Below are 21,268 nucleotides of genomic sequence, written 5' to 3'. Positions count from 1 at the left end.
CAGGATAGTATGTTATATAAGCGATACTCACTCTATTCGTGAATACCCATTTTTATAAATGACGTCTTTCTTAACTGGTTTTCTTTCCCAAAGTTCATGATCCTGCTTCGAGCTGAAAGTTCCTGTTACTGAAGGGAGCATAATGTCTCCATGGCCTAGATTGATCTGTTTTAAACAGACGTAGTCATATTGATGGCTTACGCCTATCTGTTTACCTTCGTAGATGACAAGCTTGTCCTGCTCGCTCTCACATAACTTCTTCGGTGTTGGTTGTCCCTTAAAGAAACTAATTTTGACTATAGGTTTGTTTTCATTTTTTGCTGCTTCAAATTCAGTTTCAACTTTGTTTGAGCAGCCTGATAGAGTAATGAGAGCAAGTAGGGTGAGCTTCAATTTCATCTTTTTTAAGCGTTACCATCCAGATTGTTTGATCGAATTTCTATCAAAATATCGCTTACTTCACGTAGACCGCGCACACGAAGCTCTGTTTCACGTTTTAAGCTCTCTGACAGTGCGTTGAAGTGCTTTTTGACTTTGTTTTCATACTCGTTAATACACTCTTCCATTGTGTCGAATAGATTCAAATGTGTTTGTGCACGTCCACATGGAGTGTCATCAAATACCATAGGGAAAATTTCCCCAGTTGCATCGCTTCTTACGTATGATTTGCCTTTGTAATTCGCGTGTTTGTTGATCTCAATTGGTTTAACATTAATCGAAACCTCGCCTGTAATTGAATTCGGGTAAGGGGCGTATGCACATGCATAAACAACATCACCTCCAATTCCGGTCTCAGACCATGGCTTGAACTTTATTATATTCTTCAAGAGATATTCCTTATTGATTTGTCTATTTCATAATCATTGTACAGTCTTCTGGCGTGATTAGCCTTGTAATTGCGTGTTTTTGCGTGTTGAGTGTGGCATTATTGCTAAAGTTTGTGATTTTTGATTAACCCTTACAGATAGGAGTCAGTTTCGTTGAATACGCTTATTAAGAAGTGGTCTGAAGATGCTGCAAAAACTTTGTATGTGCCAATTGATATAGAGTGTGGTGGTTTGCAGCACGCAATGCATAATGAATACCCTGAAATCCCAGAAGGGACAACTGGTGCTCAGTTTTACCCAATTCTTGAAATTACAGCCAAATTCTACGACGGTAACTTCCAAGAGTTGGCTGAACCTATGACGTTTGTTATTCAGCATGACATTGATGACCTGAACCAACGTTGCTCGCAGTGGGTTAAGAACCAATTCGGCGATACTCTATTTCACGAATGTCATTCCTCTGAGACTTCACTAGAAGAGGCAGATAAGGCGATCGCAAAGAGAATTAGAAGCTTTGGTGCATCAAAGTCCTTTATTCTCGGTAACTCAGTAGACCTCGATCGTTCCTTTGTTCAGTTCCAGATGCCGGAGATAGCTAAGTCTTTGCATTACCGTTTGATTGACGTTTCTACGCTCAAAACAATCTTTCAAGATATGTTTGGTAGCGCTGCCGTTTACAAAAAGCGAGAGACTCATAGAACAGAATTAGACATCACAGAAACAATGGAGGAGTTGGCTTTTTATCGTAAGAATTTCATCAAGTCCCGCTTGGAAGTTGTGACTGAAATGTCTCGTCCTAAATCAAAATCTAAGGCGGTTTAGCCGACATGGCTTATACAGCCCTAAATTTCTTTTAATTAGGAACTAGGGCTGTTTCAAGTGACCTATAGTGGTGTTTATTTTTACTTCGTACAATTTTGGTTCTAAGGAAGTTTTGTGGCAGATTCAAAGTTTAACCAATTCGCACTGATCCTCGTTTTTGGTTTCATGGCAATATGTTTTGTGGGTGCTTTATACGGAAGTAATGCCGTGGAGTCTTTGCTTCAAATCGGATAAGAGCTGTATTCAAATTTTGATACGTTATGATGTATCCGTATCGTAATATTGATACGCAGTTTTCAAATCAAGGCAACTTCGAGCATCTTTAAGTCCTTCTCTGGAAGAGCGTCCTGTTTAGATCTTATGGTGCTAACTTAATGTTTCTATTGTAATTTATATTGTTCATTAGGGGGTTGAAAAACAAATACTCAAATTCTAAGAGATTGGTAGATTTGATATTTGAAGGACAACTCATAATGAAAAAGAAGCTATTGAAGCTTGCTGTTGTTGCACTTGGTGCAATGACCCTTAGTGGCTGTAACCTAGTAATTGGTGAAGGTGTAAGTGTACCAGCTGCACACGTAGGTAAGGTTTTTGGTAAAGATGGTTACAAAAATCAACTACATCACACGAGTCGATTCCGTTTAGACCGCTGTTTTGCCTACTGCGACAAGTTAGTAACGCTTTCTGTTGCTGATATGAACTATCAAGAAGTTTATGAGCAGCTGATCCCAGCTGATGAGCTAAAGATGACCTACACTGTGAACACTGTTCTAAGCGTGCGTCCTGACTCTGTAGAACAGTTGTTCAAATCAGTCCCTGCAAATGCATACAATCAAATTTCGCTGAAGGATGTGTACTTTACGTACGTTAAAACACGCATTCGATCAGCTACTCAAGAAGTTATAGCGCGTTACACAATCAACCATATTGCAAGCAACATCACCGAAGTTGAGCAAGCTCTACGAGCAGAGTTGGATAAGACTCTAGAAGAGACTCCTTTTATGCTTAAGACTACGGGTATAAACAATCCACAATACCCAGATGTGATTACTGAAGCGAAGGAGAATGCAGCGAAGCGACGCGAGATGTTGGCTCAAGAAGAAGCAGAGCTTCAAATTCAACGTGTAAAAATGGTACGTGACCTAGAGCAAGCTGAAAAGCAAGCTGAGATTGATCGCGTTAAGGCTGAGAGTGAGCGTGCTGTTAACAAGATTATGTCTGACTCGGTTAACGAAAACTACGTGATGTACAAGCAGCTAGAGGCTCTTGGCAACATCGCTACTAGTGAAAACAAAGTGTTTGTGCCTTTCGGTGTGCTGGATACGGTGGGTGCAAGTACGATGATGCTGGGTAACTCTAAGTAAATAGAGTTTAACAGTAGGTTCGCATTAGCGAACGGAAAAAGGGCTAGCATTTTTGCTAGCCTTTTTTCTTTCCTGAAGAAAAACAGCAATAGAGCATTACAGTAGCAATTACATGTGGCATTATGACACTAATTTTAATGGAGGTTATATGGCAGACAAAGAAAGTAAAATCTGGGGCGTAAGAGTAAAAACTGAGTCAGGTGACGAATCTGTTCATGGTTACTGGAGTCAAAAACCAACTGATGATCAGATTGCAAAAGTTCTCATTAAGGAACTTGAATCAGAGATAAAGTACTGGGTAGAGGACGAAGGTAAAGACATGAATTGGGCTGCCTTGAACCCATCAGAAGCAATTGAAATTGCGTGTCTTTATCCTGTTTTGTTTAGTCTTGAGTCAAAAGACTAAAATCGCCAAAAGAAAACTTTTCAATGATAAGTTTATGATGATGTTGAGTAGGTCTTAGTTGTTTGGCTTTAAAGTGGTATTATTACTCTAATTTTTATTGTTGGAGCTCTTTAAAGTGAACTCTTTAGAACCAGAACATGCTGATTTCTTGACTCGGCTTATGGGCGATTCTTTTTTGAACTTCAGTGTTGCTACTTTGGGAATGTTTTTTTTCTTTTTCATTATTGTGCACGCTGTATACAAGATGCTGAGCACTGGAAATAAGAGACGTGCAGGTCTTTAAAGCCAGAAATTTCTTTCTAGAGTTAAAAGGTTAAAGCGTGGAAGTTTTCAACATTGTTTTAAAAGCGTTAAGTGATGCAACAGGGCTTGGCGGCTTGCCGTTGGCGTTTGTGGCACTATTCATGCTTATGGTGGTGTTTAAGTTTGTTTCTTCGACAGTACTTAAGATTGCATCAATATGCACTATCTTTGCGTTGGTATGCCTAATTGCCGAAGGTAATATGGATGTTCAGGGTGTTGAGGCAATTAAAGGCCATATTCAATCATCATTAGACGACATGATGGAATTGTTTGGCGGCTACATTGATGAATTGTCGTCATTTTTTGATAGGGAGTGGTAACTAAAATGAAAAAGGTACTTGGTGGTTTCCTAGTATTTTTTATTGCTGTTTGGGCATACGTCGAGTGGTTAAGTGTTTCACCGAGGATTTTTTCTCTGGACGAGATACTAACAGCAGAGATCTCGAAAGAGGCAGATCGTACAGTGGTGGGCGCAGCTTCAACGGCGACTCATGCATATGTTTTGAGCCAAATTCTTCATGACAAGAATGGTGGTTATACTGCTAAAGGTTTTCTCTATCACTTAGGTATTATGGACAATATGCCTAGCTTCGAGGTTGGGGCTATCAAGGCTTCGTATGAGTTCGCTAACGTTGGTTTAAGTGAGTCATTCACTAAACAGGTGTCTAATGACACTTACGATGATAAATTGAAATCAAGTCAGACATTTCTGAACTATCCGCCGCATAAGTGGACGTATCCTTCTTCATTGAACAACTACAACAGGTCTTTGGAAGGTATCAGGGAATTCATTCCTAGAATGCTAGACAAAAACCAGCCAGATGCTCAGTTTTACACGCGCTCGAATGGACTAAGAGCTTATTTCACACGCCTTCAAGGTTTATTAGGTGACTACAATGGCAGTCTTACAGAGTCTGTGGGTCGCTTCCAGTACAATACAAACCTCGAATTAGATTTGGATGGTGAGGCATCGACTAATGAGCCAATTGGTAAGGTTATCAAAACACCTTATCTGAAAGTTGATAACGTTTACCACCAAGCTCGTGGTGTGGCTTGGGCAGTTGTACATCATCTGCGAGCAATAGAGCGTGATTTCAAAGATGTTCTTGTTGCTAAGAACTCATTGCGTTCATTAAGGCAAATGATCTATGAACTAGAGCAGACTCAAGGCACAAGATGGAACCCGATGGTTCTGAACGGTGATCCTGATGGTTACATTCCAAATCACTCATTAGTTTTGGCGAATAGGTTTGGTCGCGCAATCATCATACTTCAGAAGTTAACTTTAGAAATGAAGGAAGGGTAGTAAAGCATATCAAAATAATTTGGTTACAATGTAACATTGTGTGTTTTTTGTCTAAGTCATTGATTAAAAACCCATCAATACCAATTGTTTTGGTTATTTTGCACTCAAACTTGCTGCTCAAGGAACACATTTAGCGGTACTTGGGCTGCTTTGCTCAAATTTAAAGCGTAAAAAGGTAGAAAATGAAACCAACAAGAACACCTGCTTTATGGCAACCTCATGAGTTCGTGAATGAGAATCAGCTTTCGAAGTTATCAGAGATGGATAGGTTGATGTTCGATTGTTGGCGAAAAGGTCTTAAGCGTCGTGACATTCTCGATTTGGCAAAAGAGATAGAGTCATCGACAACTGAAGAAGATGTGAGCCTTTATTTTAAGGCAATGTTTGATAGAGAGTTGTCACCTAAGTCTAAGTATCTAGTTAGGGGATAAATAATAAGCTGTTGGGAGACCAACAGCTTTTTTAGTATTAAACCTTAGATTTCTGAAACCCTATAGACATCATTACTCCTATTAGAAGTGTGATGATGGACAAGACTCCTCCTATAGTAAGGTATTCAAAGGTAAATTCACTACTGTTCTCTTTGGTGAGTTCTGCAATGAAGCGCGTTGCAGACATCGATACAACTAGACAAGAAAAGAACATTCCTTTTTTAAGAGTTCCGCGATCGGATGTGTACATTGCCAAGAGTAATAACAGGTACAGGCCAGCCTCAATAAGTTGAGTGGGATACCTTGGTATGTAATCGATCCGTTCAAAAATAACTCCCCAAGTTTCATTCGTCGGCACACCGTAAACTTCTGAGTTCATGAAATTACCTATGCGAACAAAAATTGAGAACAACAACACCGGATACACGAGCGAATCAAGTAGTTCACGAATGTTCACTTTGTACTTTACGTAGTACAGCGTAATCCAGAGGGATAGTGCAATTATGCCTCCGTGACTCGCGAGTCCACCTTTTCTAAAGTTGAACAAAAGTGAGGGATCTCTAAGTAAATCAGATGGCTCATAAGCCAGAAGATGGAAAGCTCTGGCACCAATCACTATTGCGATAATGCCACCAAAATAAAGTATGTCTATCTGGTTTTCAGAGTAGTTAAGTTTACTTAACTTATGATGCATTGACAGATACACGGCTGCGAGGGCGATCGAGAAAATAACTCCATACCATCGTATCTCAAGTCCGAATACAGTAAATGCTACTGGATCAATTGCCCATGTAAGCATTGGAATACCTCAGTTTTGGTTATAAATTGGAAGGGTATTTGTCCATCTCATCATCTAAGTTTCCTTTGATAATGTCATTGTAAACAGCAGTAATGTGGGTACATTCACGTAGATTCCAATCAGAATCTAGCAACTGTTCGAAGGATTTAGCTATCCCCGAGTCACCAACTTGGTAACCTTGCGGACTATAAACGCGAATCCCTTCCATAGACAATATGTGTGCGTACCCTTCTTTGACAGGGCGCTTTACCACACCTTTCATGCTTGCTTCCCATGGTGTCCCACGGAATTCTCTGAACATAGTATCAGATAGGTAGGGCATAGTGTGCTCAATCCCGAAGTGTTTGCACATGATTTCGTGCTGTATGATTTGCATACACTCTTTTCTCTTTACCTTTTCGAACATCATTTCTCGATATTCATCAGGTCGATGCTTGTAGTACATTACAGCTTTTTTACTTTCTAGGTAATTGTATTCTGCCCCAAGTCCTGAAATTATAATATCACCACCAATTTCACTTGCTAGTTTGTACAAATGGTACATTGGCCTTGTGCATTCAATTTCAGTTTTCTTTCGACACTTTAAAGTCCTGACAAGCTTAACTACGTCCCCTTTAATTGCTTCAACATTCGAGTCCAAGATTATTTCTTCGAATGGAATTCCTAAAGCTTTTGCATTATTTTTCGCTACTTTGAAATCTCTACTTTCATGAGTGTCCATTCTGAACGAAACTGCGACCGCATTAAGCCCTAACTCATAACATGAAAAAAGTATTGAATTACTGTCCATTCCACTTGATAATGGAACTATTATTTTTTTATTTTTATGTATTTTTAATTCATGTTCTATGGCTAATTTTACGTTGAGCATAAATCCCTTCCAAATAGTTTTATCAGTAAGTTTTTATAGTAAGTAGAATATTTAATTAATGGTGGTCAAGTGAAAAGAGTGAGAAGGATCGAGCCTTCATCTTTTGAGGTGGTTAGCTCTTCCATTGGTAAAAGAAAAAAGAAAGAGCCATCTCAACCTCCTCGTAGTGATAAGCAGTTTGTAGATATAATTCATAATCTTAGGTCGAGAAATATTTTTTTGGCGTACACGCTTGAAATGCAAGCGCTGACAGGGCTTCGGTATAGTGATTGTAGTTGTTTAAAGTTCACGGATTTTTATAGAAATGAAGAGTTCGTCGATTCCTTTGTTATTTATCAACAAAAGATTTTTTATAACAAAGTTACTCGGCTAACTAAAAAGGGTGAAAAAACTGAGGCTGAAATATTAAGGGCAGCATTTGAAGCATCTAAGGTTCTTATATATACCAATGAACGTATAAAACAAATAGTTGAGGAGTGTAAGGTATTTAACGGGCACAGGGAGTTTCTTTTTGCTAATTCACACCATAGAAGCAAAGGACGTCCAATGGATATTAGAAATGCGGATTATCATTTAAAAAAGGTTGAGACAGATCTCAAATTGAATTTTAACTTAGGTACGCATTCGTTTAGAAAAATATTCGCACTAAAACTATTAGCCAATAATGTTACTTTAGAGAAAATACGCGACTTGCTTGGACAAAAAAGCTTAACGTCCACCAGCAAATATCTGAGTACAATTGATGTTGAGCTTCAGGCTGTAGTGTCTGAATTGAGCTACAAAGCTGGCTAAATCATTTTCAAGAATTTAAGTCGTTGGTGCATTGCTAATTCAGAAACATTGTATATGACTGCCAATTCGCTAATCGACGTCACTGACTTTTTTAAAATGTGGTATTCCAAGGCTGCTTTAGGCATCAGGTAAGCGCCAGTTTGTTTTTGGCACATAGAGTCTCTGAAGTTTCTTGTGCTAGGGTTAAATTGGTTTTTTGATAGTGCCACATCTTGCTTTGGGCTGTGTACCTTTATACAAGAATACATAAACGCGAGGGTGTATCTGGTTTTCATGCTTTTCAGATCACCGATTACGCGACATTCAAAGCTTCCATTTTTTGCTGCCACGATAGTGTTTCGGTCGTCGTTTGGATAGACGACCACATTATCTGGCTTGCATTTAATTAAGTCGACTGGGATTTTCCAGTCCCAGTTCGGCAAACCGTCAGTTTTCATCGAGCATCCTTCTTTACTAATTACCTTTCATGGCAGTCTCTAAGTCGGCGAACTGTGCCGACTCATAAGGTGACGCATTCAAAGTCATCGTCCAATGAAGTTGTACTGTTTGTTTTTAAATGACTCTTTGTTTGAGGTGATCAGCTTTACGTATTGCTTAATGCTCTTGCAGATTTTCACTGCAATATGCTGGGGTACGAAGTAGTTTCCTTCTTCATCTTTGATGTAGACGCCATCTACCGCAAGACGCGTTTTTCTGAAATGCGTGTCAATGAATTCTACAGAGTATTCTGTCTCTTCTTCGATGATAGTAGCGGGTGTCTTGCGTTTGTTTATCATTGTGCACATGGGAACGCAAAGAACGATGTTTGAACCGTGAGGGCAGATTATGTCGCAATGCATCCTAGCGTAGCCTGTAGAGCCCGTAGCGGTGCTAAATAGGATTCCATCGCCGCTCATGTCATCATCTGACAAATCTTGCGTGTGATTGAATGACGTCATTTTAGCGCGGTAACGTACACAGGCAGCATCGAGACGGTCTGCCCAAGCATCGTTGAAGACGTAGAATGACTTTTCTACACCGTTGATGTCCGTTGCTGTAAGTTCAAAACGAGGGAACAACTCAATGTCATATTGGTTCTTTGCAATTTCCTCAAGAACTTCATCGATGTTTTCAGGTGTTACATCGATCAGGTTTGCTCCAACGGTGCCACCGTTTAGAGCTAAAATAGGTTTGTTACCACGAGATGGGTCACGTACTGTTGAAAGTAGGGTGCCATCACCACCAATTGCTAAGAAAGCATCAGATTCCTCGGGTGAATCCACTATAGTGAAATGACGTTTTACTGCTTCATAAATCCATGAGCATCGTTCACTGTTGAAACGATCAAGAGGTAGGTAGAATTTTTCTATCATAGTTCATTCTTTTATTTTTTTGACTCAGCCCATTCTCTACCAATTGCTTGTTATTGAAAAGATAAAATGGCGCTATTGCGCCATTTTGCTATCAAACGTGACAAACGAAGGTCTGTGCTTAGTTGCTCTTGAGATTGTTAATCCCGATACCTTTGGTATATAGACAGCGATCGTCTGTTTTGAATACTCAGGTCGCTCTAAGGATATAAGATCGATTAACGATTCTTTTTGGATTCTACCTTTTTGAAGTGCGCAGATTCGCTTCATCGTTTCGATAAGAGGTTCGGTTGTGTACTCTTCCCACTCAGATAGCATCCACATACCATGCTTAGATGCTTTAAAGCGCTTGTCAGAGCTTATGTTACCGATGTTTTGGACGGTGAGTTTATTCTTGTCACAGCCAGCTAGGTCATCATTTCGAAGTTCGTTTACTTTGTCTCGAAGCTCTCTGAGGTTCATAGGAGAACCATGAGTTCGAAGTACTTCGTGTGCTACTTCAAGTGCGGTTAAGTGCCACATTTTGGCTTTAATGATGCCACCAGTTACATTGCAGAACTTGCCATGCGAAATTATCTTGGTGACTTCTGATACGTCTAGGCTGCTCGAAGGTGTTGATTTTAAGAAAGCCTTATGAACCTTAGTTGCCAGCTCTTTTAAATTGTGCTCTTTAGCGCATGTGAGTTCTTGTCTGGCAAGTCTAGCTACGTCTTTGATTTGGACGCTGTTGGCTTTACCTTTTTTTGCGTACAGTCGTTCTTTGAAATGCTTAATGCTTTCAATGCCTACATCAAAGTAACCGAATGATTCCATAAGAACTTTGATTTCTGGCTTATCGTTATGATCAACTTCGCCACTGAAAATGATACGTGTCGCTTCACTACGTGTAAGGATATAGCCTTTAGCCTTAATGCGCGTAGATACCCATTCAAAGTGTTTAACTTGTTCTTCGTTAACGAAGTGGTTGTTGACGCACTTTCCAGAGAAGAAGTTTTCGATCAACTCGAATATTCTTGATTCAAGTTGCTTGACACGTTGATGAGAAATGCCGATATGTTTTGCGACTTCTAGTCGTGGTTCAGCTTCATAGCCATCAAAGCCAAATCGGCGGTTGATGATGTGTTGTAGTTTCTCGACGTTTACAGAGGTTAGTAACTCAAAGTTTTTTAATACATAATGTAAAGTGTCGCTAAAAGTGTTTTTAGAAACATCTTTAGGTTGTTCAATCTTATTGAAGTGCTCAATCATCTCAATGCATTGCAAACGAGCTTTGTTACTGTTCTTTGTTCCAACACCTTTGCGGTTCATTAAGTGCTCTTTGAAAATAAAGATTGCAGCATCTAGGGCGTTAGAAACTCCGTTTTCGAATAGCACTTCTTCTACACGGCGGGTAAGCTTTAAATCAGATACAGGCGCATCTTTTAGGAGACTTCTAGCGATGCTGTAAGATTCATCTTCAATAAGAGGGTAAATCTCTTGTAAACGAGAACTTAATTCTTCCGCGATTTTAGACACTTTTGTCACTTCGAATCGTTCTAGGCTCTTAAGATTGTTAGTCTCAATCTTTCTGACCGCATCCCTGAGGGAGGTACATTCGTTTGTGATAACCCATTTTTTCTTCAGGTATGCAGGAAGAGATAGTTGACTGATCTTAACTTCTTTAAGGATGTCAAAGTTTTCTAAACCTTTGATGGAATGGATGTGTTTTTCAGTGTTGAGAATGTGATCCAAAGTAAGACCTCTAGGAATATCATTTGGGTTATAATCTAACCTTGTTTTAGTTATTGTACCACATTGTTTTTTGCTAATGATTAATGTAAACGTTAATTGAGGGTGGAAATATCTTTGAATTCGGTATTCTTATAACGAAAATTCAAATTTTGGGATGATTGTGAAAGAAAACTTTGTATCCATGCAGAATGAAGCAGTAAAGCGGTCTGGTTATGAGTGCATTGCGTTCATAATGCTTTTAGCGATTGCGGTATTTTTGATAGCGGTTTCAACTTTAGCACTTATCTCGGATTCGTTTGCAGTCATGCTAGTTGCTTTTGCTTCGATGATTTTTTCTTAGAAGACAAAGGTGATGTAAGCCATCACCAAGCATCGATTTCAACGTAAGGGATTACACCGTTGTGGTGAGTTTGAATGATCTCATCTCTGGCGCTGTTTCCAATAGACATACAGCAGCCATATCCGAATGCTGGAGAGTAAATGGAGTTGGGATCTTTACTGATTTCCTCATACTTGCCACAACCATGCAGACCTTTGTCGTCGACCTCAAGGAACGCGCATTGTGTATGGTCTTCATTCCATTCGCCATAACCACAGGGCGTCTTCTTGCAGCACATGCCAGAGCGGACGCAAGCCTTGACCATCATTTTGTCTTGATTCATGAGATACCTAGATAATCGCAGGGATATCCCCAAATTATCTCGTTAGCACCTTGAACAAGCAAGGGAAATATCGGCACTTTACTCCAAGTGCTTTAACTAACTGATTTTATGGTGTTAATATGTATGAAAAGATGACTCCACAAGAGTGGAAGCAAGCAATAGGTTCTGTTGCAGGTGCTGGATACATTCCAGTGCTGTTAGTTTTTTTGCCTTTGGCTTATGCTTTCGCGTCGAGTTATATCAACCAAATTTAAACCAAGAAGGGATTGAGTCTTGTACTTAGCTATTGATGCTCAATACAATGAAGAAACACGTGCTGGTAAAATTGCTGGTGTTCTCTTTGAAAATGAGACCTCATTAAAACCAGTGTCAGTTCACATAACTGATGTCGAGGGCGTTCTGGACTATGAGTTCGGTTCCTTTTATAAGCGTGAATTACCATGCATTGAGAAACTAATCACTGAACACGCTCTGTCGCCGGATGTCGTTATTGTAGATGGTTTTGTGGATATAGATGGCAAACCTTGCCTTGGCGCTAAACTTCATCAGTCTTTTGACGGGAAGTTCGCGGTAATTGGTGTCGCCAAGAATCGATATGTAAACGTGGAAGAGTCATCTTGCGTAACTCGTGGTAACTCACGCCGACCTGTCTATGTGACATCAATAGGTGTTGATGCAACTGAAGCAAAGAGATTTGTTCTCGAATGTAGCGGACAACACCGAATTCCAACGATGCTTAAGTTAGCTGATAGCTTCTGTCGTATGGACTTAGAAGAAGGCGTCTACCATGTAGAAAAGATGGTTAGAGGCAATTTAAATAATTTTGTAAAGGTATCAGATGTCGGTAAGTAAGCTCCGCGCTCCGTTTACAGCTCAACAAGTAAAGATGTTCAAGGAATATCAAGAAAATCCAATGTTTCATCCTTACACTTGTACGGGCTGCACACCTTCAAAGCCTCTAAAGATTAAAGAAGAGGGCTTGTATTGTGAGGGTTGTGCTCATGAGCAGAAATGGATCTTTGCTCTTCCACTATAGAAAGTGGATTAAGAGTAAAGTGATCAGAGTGGCGCATAGTGTTATGCGCCATTCTTGTATTAGAAATAGAACTATGTCTCTTTGAGAGTTCATCTTTGGCTAATCCGGCTTATGTGTACTCGCATTCTATATCATAGGATTAAGCCTGTGTTGCTTGTTCACTTGGGTTAGGAGTATCAGGCTATTTTATTGCTTATTAATTTCATTAACTCGGTTCCCGATCTCACCAGTTTTAATGTAATCATTACAGTCATACCAAGATAGACAGATTATTTTGTAGATCATCTCAACTATGTGTTTAGCGGCCAATGGGCGAAAAGTCGCCATGTTATGTAGATAAAAACACAAACATAAAACACTTAGAGTTACGAAGATGATTATGAATGCTACGGAGGCGTAGAGCCCTCTCAATAGTTTCATTTTGAAGTCCTGTGTTTAAAAAACAAAATCATCCTAACACACGGGTCTAACCGGATATCAAAGTTTTTAAGTCGTAACGCACTGTTCGGTTGATCGTTAGTCATTGTGGGCTTATTGCTAAAACTTAAGGCAGAAAAATAATACACTTACTTAAAGAATGATTAAATAATGCCACACAATCCCGAATATCAAGAGCTTGATTCTTACGATGAAGCTTTACGTGCTCATGTACAAGACAATATCCCAATAACCAGCAACGAAATATTAGATGTTTTGTTGGAGCGATATGCACCAGAAATTGGAAAGGAATACGAACTGTACCGAGGTTTGAACTTCTCTAGCAAGGAAGATCTTGATGGTTTCTTGGATTCTCTGAAGGATGGAGAAATACATGAATCTGCTCTAACCACCAGCTGGTCGATGTGTCGTGCAACAGCGTTGGGTTTCGCTACAAGCAAGAAGACATATAACGATAATGATTTGATGGAGATCCTAGCTAATGGAGAAACTGTTTCTGGTTATGAGGGCGTACTTCTTAAAACGACCGTAAGGGCAGAACACCTGATAAACGTTAGTGCGGCTCCATTTAAAGCAGAGAGTGAAATGCTCATGCTACCATCAACAGAAACAAAGGTTGCCCTGACTCACTTTATGCCTAATAAACGCGCTGTAGAGGCTTGTGACGACATTAATGAGTTAATGCAGACTACTGAGCTTCAGGCTCTCAAAGACTACATTATTAGGAACCACGCTGCCGAATTGAATGCTGAGACAGTAACTCCGCTTATTGAGAGTGCCATTGGTGAGTTTTTAGCTGAAAGAAATGCAATAAAGGAATCCTCGACGATCAATGAGCTTATCATGGGTGATGTAGAGTCTGGCAAGTTAACGGTTATGGATAATTACATGTACCAAACAGTTAAAAGCAGTTCGGGACGGACAACTCATTTCGTTAAGATGAACTCAGGGGAGATATTTACAGTAACCAATATACCTAAAACGTCTAGAGAAATTGGTAACGTAGAGCTTGGAGCAGAAATGCCGTATGGGCTTATGGATAGGTATGAGGATGAATTGCTTAGTCCTGAGCAGGTATCTCTTGCGAGAACGTACTTTGATGGTTTTGCGAAACAGGCGTTGGAAGTCATTGAAGACTTTGGCGTGACATCATTTGATTACAACCTGCAACGAGGGTTCTCTTTACTAGCCTCCGAACACTTAACTAATGAACTCTATAAAACAGTAGCTTTTGAAGAAGCTCGAAAAGTAAACCTTTTGCAGGCTAACCTTAGTCGTGTCTCATCTAAGAAAGAGATCAATGAATTTACTAATGAATTTGTTTCTAGGCTAAATAACATCCTTGGTGCAGCAAAGGTGAGAAACGTAGTAGAGTCTGAAGAAGTGGTAAGGGATAACGGTAGGGTTGTAGTTAGGCCAAAGCTATAAACTGTGATTTCTTATGGTTTCTGGGGGCGCGATTTCTTTGTAGATTGTGCCCTCTATTTCTTTTTAAAATAACCAACTAATGACTATAAAGGAGAGTGTGCAATGGGTAAGAAAGCTCATTTGATTTGTGCTAAATGTGGTGATGATGAATACATAAAGTTCAAATACATCGCCCCTTCCACAGAAGATTGTGGAACTGGTGTTTTCATTAGTTGTGGGAATTGTGGCGAATTGACTAGTGTAGAGGAGTGGAACGAATTCAATAACAGAACGCCTGTCGACCTGATTAAAGGATGTCCTTAATCCTCAGTTCCCCTACAAATTTATGACTGCATTTTCTTTTGTGTTTGGCGTATTTAGCGTATTTGTCTCATTTGTTGGACTCGAAGATGATATACATGTTGCACATACTAAGGTGATGGCAAATAACTTAATCTTGTTTCGCAAGTGGAGTATCCTAATTTTCAGGAATTATGTTTTAAAAAACATAATTTTTTGTAATGGGCTGAAATTAAACGTAATCTAACGTCATGAATTCCAGATGATTTTTTAGTAAATACTAACTCTGTAGTGCATTAGTCAATACGTTGGCTAAATTTGATGTTTTTTATGCTTTTTTAAAACAATTTAACAAAGAAAACTCAAAGAACTATATGTCGAAATGTCATGAATTGGATTATCAAATCCACGGAGAAAGTATTCAGGTTGTAGAAGTAGAACTTGACCCTAATGAAACTGTAGTGGCTGAAGCTCAGACCATGAACTACATGGAAGACGGGATTAAATTTGAAACTAGAATGGGTGATGGTTCCCCAGCCAGTGAAAGCTTGTTTGGTAAGGTTAAAGGGATCGCGAAACGCACATTTACAAATGAAAGTTTGTTTATGACTCACTTTACCAATAGTGGGGATTCAAAAGCTAAGATTGCTTTCGCTTCACCTTTTACAGGGAAAATCATTCCTCTTGATTTATCTGAGCACGATAACGAGATTATTTGTCAGAAATCCTCATTCCTTTGTGCAGCAAAGGGAACATCTATTTCGGTTCATCTTACTAAAAAAATAGGTGTAGGATTCTTTGGCGGTGAAGGATTCATTATGCAGAAGCTGTCTGGTGACGGCATGGCGTTTATACACGCTGGTGGTCACATCCAGAAGGTAGAACTTGATGGTACGAAGAAGCTTCGCGTAGACACTGGTTGCCTTGTCGCGACTACAAAAGATATTGATGTCAATATTACTCGTTCGGGTGGACTAAAGACGATGATATTTGGTGGTGAGGGTTTGTTCCTTACTGAGTTGTCTGGCAAAGGCACTGTGTGGATTCAAAGCCTTCCGTTTTCGCGATTAGCAGACACAATCATTGCACGTGCACCTTCATTGGGTGGTAGCACTGCGGGTGAAGGTTCTATTCTTGGTAGTGTCTTCAGAATGTTTGATTAACACTAAATGCTCAGATTTTTACTCTGGGCTTTTTTTGTACTCAAATAATACTGGTATGCAAGATTAGTTTTTTAATGATATGCGTACCTTTCTTGAATAATTACAACAACAAAGAGCATTTAATGAGAAAAAGTAGCTTGTTGCCATTTTTAGTGATGGCGAGCCTTCTAGGGGGCTGTGGCGGTAGCGATACATCGCATACTGACAGCAATATTGAAACGCCGGAACCGGATGTGAAACCCGATCCGACTCCTGATCCAGATTTGAAACCAGACCCAAAACCAGATCCGGATGTTAAGCCAGACCCAAAACCAGACCCAAAACCAGATCCTGAGCCTGAGCCAGATCCGGAACCAAAGCCTGAACCAGAGTACGATTACAGTACAAGCAACACTTTTGTTTTCGACAGTCTTGAAATGGCTGGGGATTACAAGTCACTAGACATTACTTGGTCAGACATAGTTTTTGATAAAGAGTACTGCACAGAAGACGGTGACAAATGTCAGGACGGCACCGAGAAGCTTTCTTTTTGTTACGACAACGCCTTAGCTGAACATAACTGTAAAGTGATCGCTGAGGACTTGAAGGACGGTTCGGCAACTGTAGATATCAGTAAATCAGTTAGCTTTGGTATCAACCCAGCTTTTCGAATCATGGCAACATTCTCTCATGGTACTTACATGAGCAATGCATTGTATGTCACTCCTCGTATGGCTGACGATATGACCCAAACAGTCTTCAACCCTGAGGGGCAGTGGCATGGAGGTTCTATCGGCAAACTACTTCAAGTCTCTCGTGACGGCATGATTGCTGTAAGCCCAGATGTTCAATTGACAGACCCTATTTCTGGAGATGAAAAGTCAGGTGTTTACATCTTTAAGAAGGATGCAGGTAAATTTGCTATATCTCAGATTTACAGGGAGCCTGATGTTGGTTACAGCATGGGGCTAGGTGAATCTATTGCAATGAGTGCTGATGGTAAAGTCATTGCTGCTTTTGCAGTTGGTTTAGAAAGCTGTAGTGATGACCTAAATGCTTTAGATAACATGTGTTCGGGAAATGCTGGTGGTATCTTTATGTTAGAAGATGACGGCACCGGAAACTACGTACCATCTCTCATAGTCCCTGATAAAGCAGAAACTACAGGCACCGACATGAAATTAGTAATGTCCGGTGACGGTAAAACGTTATTCACGGTTGGGCTTCCTTCAGATTCACTGGTTACCGCTTACCAAAAAAATGAACTAGGTAAATGGGTTAAGGTGCACACTTACACAGAACAGCACCAAAACGTCTACAGCATTCATGATATCGAAACGAATCATGATGGCTCTTTAGTTGCGTATGCACTTGGGACTAAGTTTGTTCGTGTTCTTTCATTCAGCGATGTTGATGGATTTAAGAGCCATCAGAGTATTCTTCATCCTTTGACAGTAGGCGAAGAGGACATTGAAGAGATCGTTATGACACCCGATAGCAAGTTAATGGCAATTGGTTCTCCTGATATCGAGGCACCTTATGATAGTGGCGATATGGGTGTGGTTGGTATCTACAAATTAGAAGACGGAAAGTACAAAAAGATCCAAGTTCTGTTCCCGCATATTTTGAATGATGACAATGACTTTGGCGAAAAAGTAGCTATCAGTCCTGACGGTTCTTTTATAGCGGTATCAGAGGGTGGATTACGTTGGAGTACAAATGATGGTGTGCTAATCACAGGTGAACCAGAAATGGAATGGCGTTTTAGTGATGAAGTGGGCGGTGTTTCCATCTTCAAGGTTAATGAAGAGGGTACTTACGACTTTTCGAACTACATCGTCCCTAAAAGTGTTCATGAACGTCAAACCGGATTTGCTGCAAGTGAATCTACAATTTCTATTACTGATGAAGGCAAGATCATTGTTGGAGCTTACACTATGAAAGAGACTGTAGGTTCTGATGTATATGGCGGATTCTTCGTTTACTAAGTTGACGTAGTAAGCTGAAAGCCCAGATTTACATCTGGGCTTTTTTATTTGGTTTTCAGAGCCATTTTTCCTTATAGAGCCCTGCCAATACTGCTCCACAGAATCCGAATGCAAAAATGGTAAAATGTAATCCAATAATTGTAGATTCGAGGTGTGGGATTAGTAAAAACGCTACACCGTAACCTATTGCACCGCCTGCGGACTTGTACTTAGCAAAGCACTTGTAAGCGACTTCAGGCTCATCAAGGTTGCTAGAAACCTTTGTTAGAGCAGCAATAAAGTTGACCGTCCACACTTTAGATGTGACCTCTAGTGATGCGTACGCAAGCAAAAAGACAACTGCGGCTTCCTGTAATTCTAATACTGTCTTATCTATAGTGCTCAAGACGATAAATACACATGAAAGAAGCGAAGCGAATAAGCCTACAGACATATGAATTATGTATTTTTGTGGGTTTGGCCTGCGATGTACGAGAAAACCAATTGCGGTCATTAAGCTGATTAATGTCCCAGCTATTACCATTACGTTGTCACTAAATCCGAGTTCCCCAGCGAATTTTATGATCGCCATAGGTATGACAAAGTATCTAATGAAAAACATAGGGATGTTGGAAACTAGTGAAAGAGAGCAAAGCGCAATTACACTCGAAGGAATGTACCTAGACTCTCTCTTGTCTCTATTCTCCCTCTGGGTTCGTTCTAATGCGAATGTAAGGATGATTCCTATCACTGACAGGATGATGAAATACAAGTTAGCATTAGTTTCTGATGTGTACCCAATTAGGGGGCTTGTCACCATCGAAACAAGTAATCCGAATAATAACGCAAGTCCAATAACGTATCTGGTATCTACCTTATGTCTTTTGGCTATTGATACATACTCATCCATCATTCCAATGTAAAACAAGTCACGAGAAAGCTGCATTGACGCTATAAACGCGCATAGTCCAATACCTATTGGGGTAACCCCAAGTCCAGCGAGCAATAGGCACACTGATGATATGAGTAATCCACCTTTAGCTAGAGAAGTTGTCTTTGAGACTAATAGAGGTAAAAAGGTTAGGGTGTAAAGGAATGCTAATAGGCCAATAATTTCTCTTTCAGTGTACCCAGTTTTACTAGTCCATAGTGTAAAGAACGCGGTTCCTGTTGTTGCAAGGATTGTTGCAGCTTGGCATTTTAACCACTGGGGATTGGTTAGAAGATCGAGCTTGATTGATTTCATTTATTTCTGCTTAAGGTAGATCATTAATACAAAAATACCAACCTTGACTAATACGCTGTAACGTATTATTCATAAGAAATACGCTATAGCGTATAGGGGAATAAAATTACTCTATAGCGTATAGATTGACAAAAATACGCTACAGGGTATTATCATGAAAAAATACTCTTTAGCGTGTTATGAGAGGCTTGTATTATGATTTATAACCCACAGGGATTAGCGACCGCATTTAAACTCGAAAGAGAAAGACGCGGCGATTCCCAAAACGATGTCGCTAAAATGGTAGGAGTTCGACAGGCAACTGTGAATAGTTTCGAAAATAAACCCGAGACTACGAAACTAAAGACAGTATTCAAAATCCTTTCTGCTTATCAAATGGGCTTAGACGTTAAATGCGGAGAAGTTAAATCCGTAAGTGAAAAAGATGAGGAAAACTGGTGAAAACACTTCATGCTTACATGAACGGTCTTTATGTCGGTGAATTCAATAAGGCCAAGAACGGGGCTCACTCATTCATTTACGCTAAAGAATGGCTAGAGAGTGACTTTGCACGTCCTATCTCTCTTTCTTTGCAACTACGGAAAACTAGACACTCTAGTGATGCGGTGATCAATTTTTTCGATAACTTACTACCTGACGTCACAGAAGTAAGAAATCGCATCGTAGCTCGATATAAAGCTGATTCATCACAAGCATTTGATCTCTTAGAGCACATAGGTCGAGATAGTATCGGTGCTCTAACGCTTCTTCCAGTGAAGGGTGAGCCGAACTTCAAACAGCTTGAAGGGCGAGAGTTGGACGTCGATGGATTAAGGGATGTACTTACAGCCCATATGTCTAAAGTGCCTCTTGGTATGAGGGAGGATTACGATGATTTCCGTATTTCCGTTGCTGGCGCACAGGAAAAGACGGCATTGCTTAAGTTGGATGGGAAATGGCATATCCCTGTGGGAAACACTCCTACTACTCATATTTTAAAGCTGCCAATCGGCAATATAGTACAACCTAATTTTACGCTCGATATGTCTGATAGTGTTGAGAACGAACACTTTTGTATGAGACTGGCTTCAAAGCTTGGATTCAATGTACCTGATACAGAGATTGTGGTTGCGGATGGGGTTAAGGCACTAGCGGTCGAAAGGTTCGATCGTACATGGTCTCGGGATAAGTCTTGGATTCTTAGAATACCTGTTGAAGACTTTTGTCAGGTTAAAGGCTTGCCGTCTGGAATGAAGTATGAGGCTGATGGTGGTTTGGGCGTACAAGATGTTATGGATGTATTGACGGGTTCATCCAACGCATTACGTGACAGGGTAGCGTTTTTCAGTTTCCTTATTTTCCAATGGCTTATTGGGGCAACAGATGGTCACGCCAAAAACTTTTCGTTATTTATTGATAGAAACAACTCTTATTCTCTAACTCCATTTTATGACGTAATGTCTGCATTCCCTGTGGTTGGCAAAAAGGGTTTACATCCAAAACAACTTAAGTTGGCGATGAGCCTGAAGGGTAGCAAGGGTAAGAAGTACCAAATCAGCAAGATATTCAAAAGACACTTTATTGATACAGCAGAGCTGGTGGGTATAGACAAAAGGCTAGTTGATGAGATGGTAGTTCAATTCCAAGCTGAATTGCCGAAGGCGCTAGCTGCGGTTACAGAAGATGTTCGAAAAGATTACCCAGATTTTCCTGAAAGGATCATTCAGTCTATTGCGAATGGTGCAAATGATAACTTAAAGAGACTTGGTCTATAAAACAAGGCTGCCACTTGGCAGCCTTCTTTATATCAAATTGAAACTGGGGACGATGTATGTAACTTGATTATGTCTATGGTCTTGTTAAACACGAACGTACCTAAGCCGCAAGCAATTACAATGAAGGTTAATCCTATAAGGATGCTAGAAATGCTCTGGTGGAGCGCATAGTCATCTTTAACTATGTTGAATTTAAGAAAGCGCTCTGTATAGCCAGAGAGGATGCCAATAGTTGCAAAGACGGTAATTAAGTTAAAAGCAGGCATTACTGCATTGAGAACGAGTGATCGATCTTTAGATGTTGGTATTGGTTCG

The 21,268-nt window shown here is 40.1% G+C and carries 23 protein-coding genes; 14 read left to right on the top strand and 9 right to left on the bottom strand.

The window, feature by feature from the left end; genetic code table 11:
• Positions 1-27 precede the first annotated feature (27 nt).
• Both KJB35_RS04610 and KJB35_RS04605 read right to left on the bottom strand, forming a co-directional pair.
• On the bottom strand, positions 28-399 hold the full coding sequence (locus tag KJB35_RS04610; RefSeq protein WP_285469335.1) for a hypothetical protein: 372 nt from the start codon (positions 397-399) through the stop codon (positions 28-30).
• Positions 400-404: 5 nt separating this feature from the next.
• On the bottom strand, positions 405-827 hold the full coding sequence (locus KJB35_RS04605; protein ID WP_285469334.1) for a hypothetical protein: 423 nt from the start codon (positions 825-827) through the stop codon (positions 405-407).
• A gap of 153 nt (positions 828-980) precedes the next feature.
• Here KJB35_RS04605 and orn point away from each other — a divergent pair, with 153 nt between their 5' ends.
• From orn to KJB35_RS04575, 6 genes are all read left to right on the top strand, one after another.
• Positions 981-1,649, top strand: coding sequence for an oligoribonuclease (gene orn, locus KJB35_RS04600; protein ID WP_285469333.1), 669 nt, complete (start codon positions 981-983; stop codon positions 1,647-1,649).
• 473 nt (positions 1,650-2,122) lie between these two features.
• Positions 2,123-3,013, top strand: a complete 891-nt coding sequence (locus KJB35_RS04595) for an SPFH domain-containing protein (RefSeq protein ID WP_285469332.1) — start codon at positions 2,123-2,125, stop codon at positions 3,011-3,013.
• A 148-nt stretch (positions 3,014-3,161) separates the two neighbouring features.
• A complete protein-coding gene (locus KJB35_RS04590) occupies positions 3,162-3,419 on the top strand; it encodes a hypothetical protein (RefSeq protein WP_285469331.1) in 258 nt (85 codons plus the stop codon).
• Positions 3,420-3,739: 320 nt separating this feature from the next.
• Complete coding sequence (locus KJB35_RS04585; protein ID WP_285469330.1) at positions 3,740-4,042, top strand: hypothetical protein; 303 nt, start codon at positions 3,740-3,742, stop codon at positions 4,040-4,042.
• A 5-nt stretch (positions 4,043-4,047) separates the two neighbouring features.
• Positions 4,048-5,028 carry a DUF2333 family protein gene (locus tag KJB35_RS04580; RefSeq protein WP_285469329.1) on the top strand — a complete coding sequence of 327 codons (981 nt, stop codon included), beginning with the start codon at positions 4,048-4,050 and terminating at the stop codon, positions 5,026-5,028.
• A gap of 182 nt (positions 5,029-5,210) precedes the next feature.
• Positions 5,211-5,459, top strand: a complete 249-nt coding sequence (locus KJB35_RS04575; protein ID WP_285469328.1) for a hypothetical protein — start codon at positions 5,211-5,213, stop codon at positions 5,457-5,459.
• A gap of 37 nt (positions 5,460-5,496) precedes the next feature.
• Here the strand turns inward: KJB35_RS04575 and lgt are convergent, their stop codons facing one another.
• A complete protein-coding gene (gene lgt / locus KJB35_RS04570) occupies positions 5,497-6,258 on the bottom strand; it encodes a prolipoprotein diacylglyceryl transferase (RefSeq protein ID WP_285469327.1) in 762 nt (253 codons plus the stop codon).
• Positions 6,259-6,277: 19 nt separating this feature from the next.
• Positions 6,278-7,129 carry an asparagine synthase-related protein gene (locus KJB35_RS04565; protein WP_285469326.1) on the bottom strand — a complete coding sequence of 284 codons (852 nt, stop codon included), beginning with the start codon at positions 7,127-7,129 and terminating at the stop codon, positions 6,278-6,280.
• Positions 7,130-7,198: 69 nt separating this feature from the next.
• Here KJB35_RS04565 and KJB35_RS04560 point away from each other — a divergent pair, with 69 nt between their 5' ends.
• Entirely contained in the window at positions 7,199-7,921 is a 723-nt protein-coding gene (locus tag KJB35_RS04560; RefSeq protein ID WP_285469325.1) for a site-specific integrase, read from the top strand.
• On the opposite strand, the gene KJB35_RS04555 is transcribed toward KJB35_RS04560, so the two are convergent.
• From KJB35_RS04555 to KJB35_RS04540, 4 genes are all read right to left on the bottom strand, one after another.
• The gene (locus tag KJB35_RS04555; RefSeq protein WP_285469324.1) at positions 7,918-8,358 is read right to left on the bottom strand and encodes an ImmA/IrrE family metallo-endopeptidase; all 441 of its coding nucleotides are present in this window, start codon (positions 8,356-8,358) and stop codon (positions 7,918-7,920) included. The two genes, KJB35_RS04560 and KJB35_RS04555, sit on opposite strands and share 4 nt — an antisense overlap.
• Positions 8,359-8,442: 84 nt before the next feature.
• Complete coding sequence (locus KJB35_RS04550; protein ID WP_285469323.1) at positions 8,443-9,273, bottom strand: NAD(+)/NADH kinase; 831 nt, start codon at positions 9,271-9,273, stop codon at positions 8,443-8,445.
• Positions 9,274-9,345: 72 nt separating this feature from the next.
• Positions 9,346-11,001, bottom strand: coding sequence for a hypothetical protein (locus KJB35_RS04545; RefSeq protein ID WP_285469321.1), 1,656 nt, complete (start codon positions 10,999-11,001; stop codon positions 9,346-9,348).
• 362 nt (positions 11,002-11,363) lie between these two features.
• Entirely contained in the window at positions 11,364-11,663 is a 300-nt protein-coding gene (locus KJB35_RS04540) for a hypothetical protein (protein ID WP_285469320.1), read from the bottom strand.
• Between the two features lie 273 nt (positions 11,664-11,936).
• Between KJB35_RS04540 and KJB35_RS04535 the strand changes: the two genes are divergently transcribed.
• The 5 genes from KJB35_RS04535 (at position 11,937) to KJB35_RS04515 (ending at position 17,974) form a co-directional block, all read left to right on the top strand.
• Positions 11,937-12,515 (top strand): endonuclease V, encoded by a 579-nt coding sequence (locus KJB35_RS04535; RefSeq protein WP_285469319.1) that lies wholly within the window; start codon positions 11,937-11,939, stop codon positions 12,513-12,515.
• A 772-nt stretch (positions 12,516-13,287) separates the two neighbouring features.
• Entirely contained in the window at positions 13,288-14,565 is a 1,278-nt protein-coding gene (locus KJB35_RS04530) for a hypothetical protein (RefSeq protein ID WP_285469318.1), read from the top strand.
• 102 nt (positions 14,566-14,667) lie between these two features.
• Complete coding sequence (locus KJB35_RS04525) at positions 14,668-14,868, top strand: hypothetical protein (protein WP_285469317.1); 201 nt, start codon at positions 14,668-14,670, stop codon at positions 14,866-14,868.
• 350 nt (positions 14,869-15,218) lie between these two features.
• Complete coding sequence (locus KJB35_RS04520; RefSeq protein WP_285469316.1) at positions 15,219-16,007, top strand: TIGR00266 family protein; 789 nt, start codon at positions 15,219-15,221, stop codon at positions 16,005-16,007.
• Between the two features lie 122 nt (positions 16,008-16,129).
• Positions 16,130-17,974: a WD40 repeat domain-containing protein gene (locus KJB35_RS04515; RefSeq protein WP_285469315.1), complete on the top strand. Its 1,845-nt coding sequence runs from the start codon at positions 16,130-16,132 to the stop codon at positions 17,972-17,974.
• 55 nt (positions 17,975-18,029) lie between these two features.
• Here KJB35_RS04515 and KJB35_RS04510 read toward each other — a convergent pair whose 3' ends face one another.
• On the bottom strand, positions 18,030-19,199 hold the full coding sequence (locus KJB35_RS04510; protein WP_285469314.1) for a hypothetical protein: 1,170 nt from the start codon (positions 19,197-19,199) through the stop codon (positions 18,030-18,032).
• 195 nt (positions 19,200-19,394) lie between these two features.
• Here KJB35_RS04510 and KJB35_RS04505 point away from each other — a divergent pair, with 195 nt between their 5' ends.
• Positions 19,395-19,640, top strand: coding sequence for a helix-turn-helix domain-containing protein (locus KJB35_RS04505; protein ID WP_285469313.1), 246 nt, complete (start codon positions 19,395-19,397; stop codon positions 19,638-19,640).
• On the top strand, positions 19,637-20,953 hold the full coding sequence (locus tag KJB35_RS04500) for a type II toxin-antitoxin system HipA family toxin (protein WP_285469312.1): 1,317 nt from the start codon (positions 19,637-19,639) through the stop codon (positions 20,951-20,953). Before KJB35_RS04505 ends, KJB35_RS04500 begins: the two co-directional genes overlap by 4 nt.
• Positions 20,954-21,268: the final 315 nt, after the last annotated feature.

The sequence above is a fragment of the Vibrio sp. D431a genome (genome assembly GCF_030248655.1).
Lineage (GTDB): Bacteria > Pseudomonadota > Gammaproteobacteria > Enterobacterales > Vibrionaceae > Vibrio > Vibrio alginolyticus.
The sequence above is the reverse complement of the archived record's forward strand: the minus strand, read 5'-3'. Positions and strand labels throughout refer to the sequence as shown.

What these genes read in the sequence shown, in the direction of transcription:
- KJB35_RS04520 (WP_285469316.1), top strand. Translation starts at nt 15,219, where the DNA reads ATGTCGAAATGTCATGAATTGGATTATCAAATCCACGGAGAAAGTATT.
- KJB35_RS04550 (WP_285469323.1), bottom strand. Translation starts at nt 9,273, where the DNA reads ATGATAGAAAAATTCTACCTACCTCTTGATCGTTTCAACAGTGAACGA.
- KJB35_RS04530 (WP_285469318.1), top strand. Translation starts at nt 13,288, where the DNA reads ATGCCACACAATCCCGAATATCAAGAGCTTGATTCTTACGATGAAGCT.
- lgt (WP_285469327.1), bottom strand. Translation starts at nt 6,258, where the DNA reads ATGCTTACATGGGCAATTGATCCAGTAGCATTTACTGTATTCGGACTT.
- KJB35_RS04525 (WP_285469317.1), top strand. Translation starts at nt 14,668, where the DNA reads ATGGGTAAGAAAGCTCATTTGATTTGTGCTAAATGTGGTGATGATGAA.
- KJB35_RS04555 (WP_285469324.1), bottom strand. Translation starts at nt 8,358, where the DNA reads ATGAAAACTGACGGTTTGCCGAACTGGGACTGGAAAATCCCAGTCGAC.
- KJB35_RS04580 (WP_285469329.1), top strand. Translation starts at nt 4,048, where the DNA reads ATGAAAAAGGTACTTGGTGGTTTCCTAGTATTTTTTATTGCTGTTTGG.
- KJB35_RS04595 (WP_285469332.1), top strand. Translation starts at nt 2,123, where the DNA reads ATGAAAAAGAAGCTATTGAAGCTTGCTGTTGTTGCACTTGGTGCAATG.
- KJB35_RS04565 (WP_285469326.1), bottom strand. Translation starts at nt 7,129, where the DNA reads ATGCTCAACGTAAAATTAGCCATAGAACATGAATTAAAAATACATAAA.
- KJB35_RS04540 (WP_285469320.1), bottom strand. Translation starts at nt 11,663, where the DNA reads ATGAATCAAGACAAAATGATGGTCAAGGCTTGCGTCCGCTCTGGCATG.
- KJB35_RS04505 (WP_285469313.1), top strand. Translation starts at nt 19,395, where the DNA reads ATGATTTATAACCCACAGGGATTAGCGACCGCATTTAAACTCGAAAGA.
- KJB35_RS04510 (WP_285469314.1), bottom strand. Translation starts at nt 19,199, where the DNA reads ATGAAATCAATCAAGCTCGATCTTCTAACCAATCCCCAGTGGTTAAAA.
- KJB35_RS04610 (WP_285469335.1), bottom strand. Translation starts at nt 399, where the DNA reads ATGAAATTGAAGCTCACCCTACTTGCTCTCATTACTCTATCAGGCTGC.
- KJB35_RS04515 (WP_285469315.1), top strand. Translation starts at nt 16,130, where the DNA reads ATGAGAAAAAGTAGCTTGTTGCCATTTTTAGTGATGGCGAGCCTTCTA.
- KJB35_RS04590 (WP_285469331.1), top strand. Translation starts at nt 3,162, where the DNA reads ATGGCAGACAAAGAAAGTAAAATCTGGGGCGTAAGAGTAAAAACTGAG.
- KJB35_RS04575 (WP_285469328.1), top strand. Translation starts at nt 5,211, where the DNA reads ATGAAACCAACAAGAACACCTGCTTTATGGCAACCTCATGAGTTCGTG.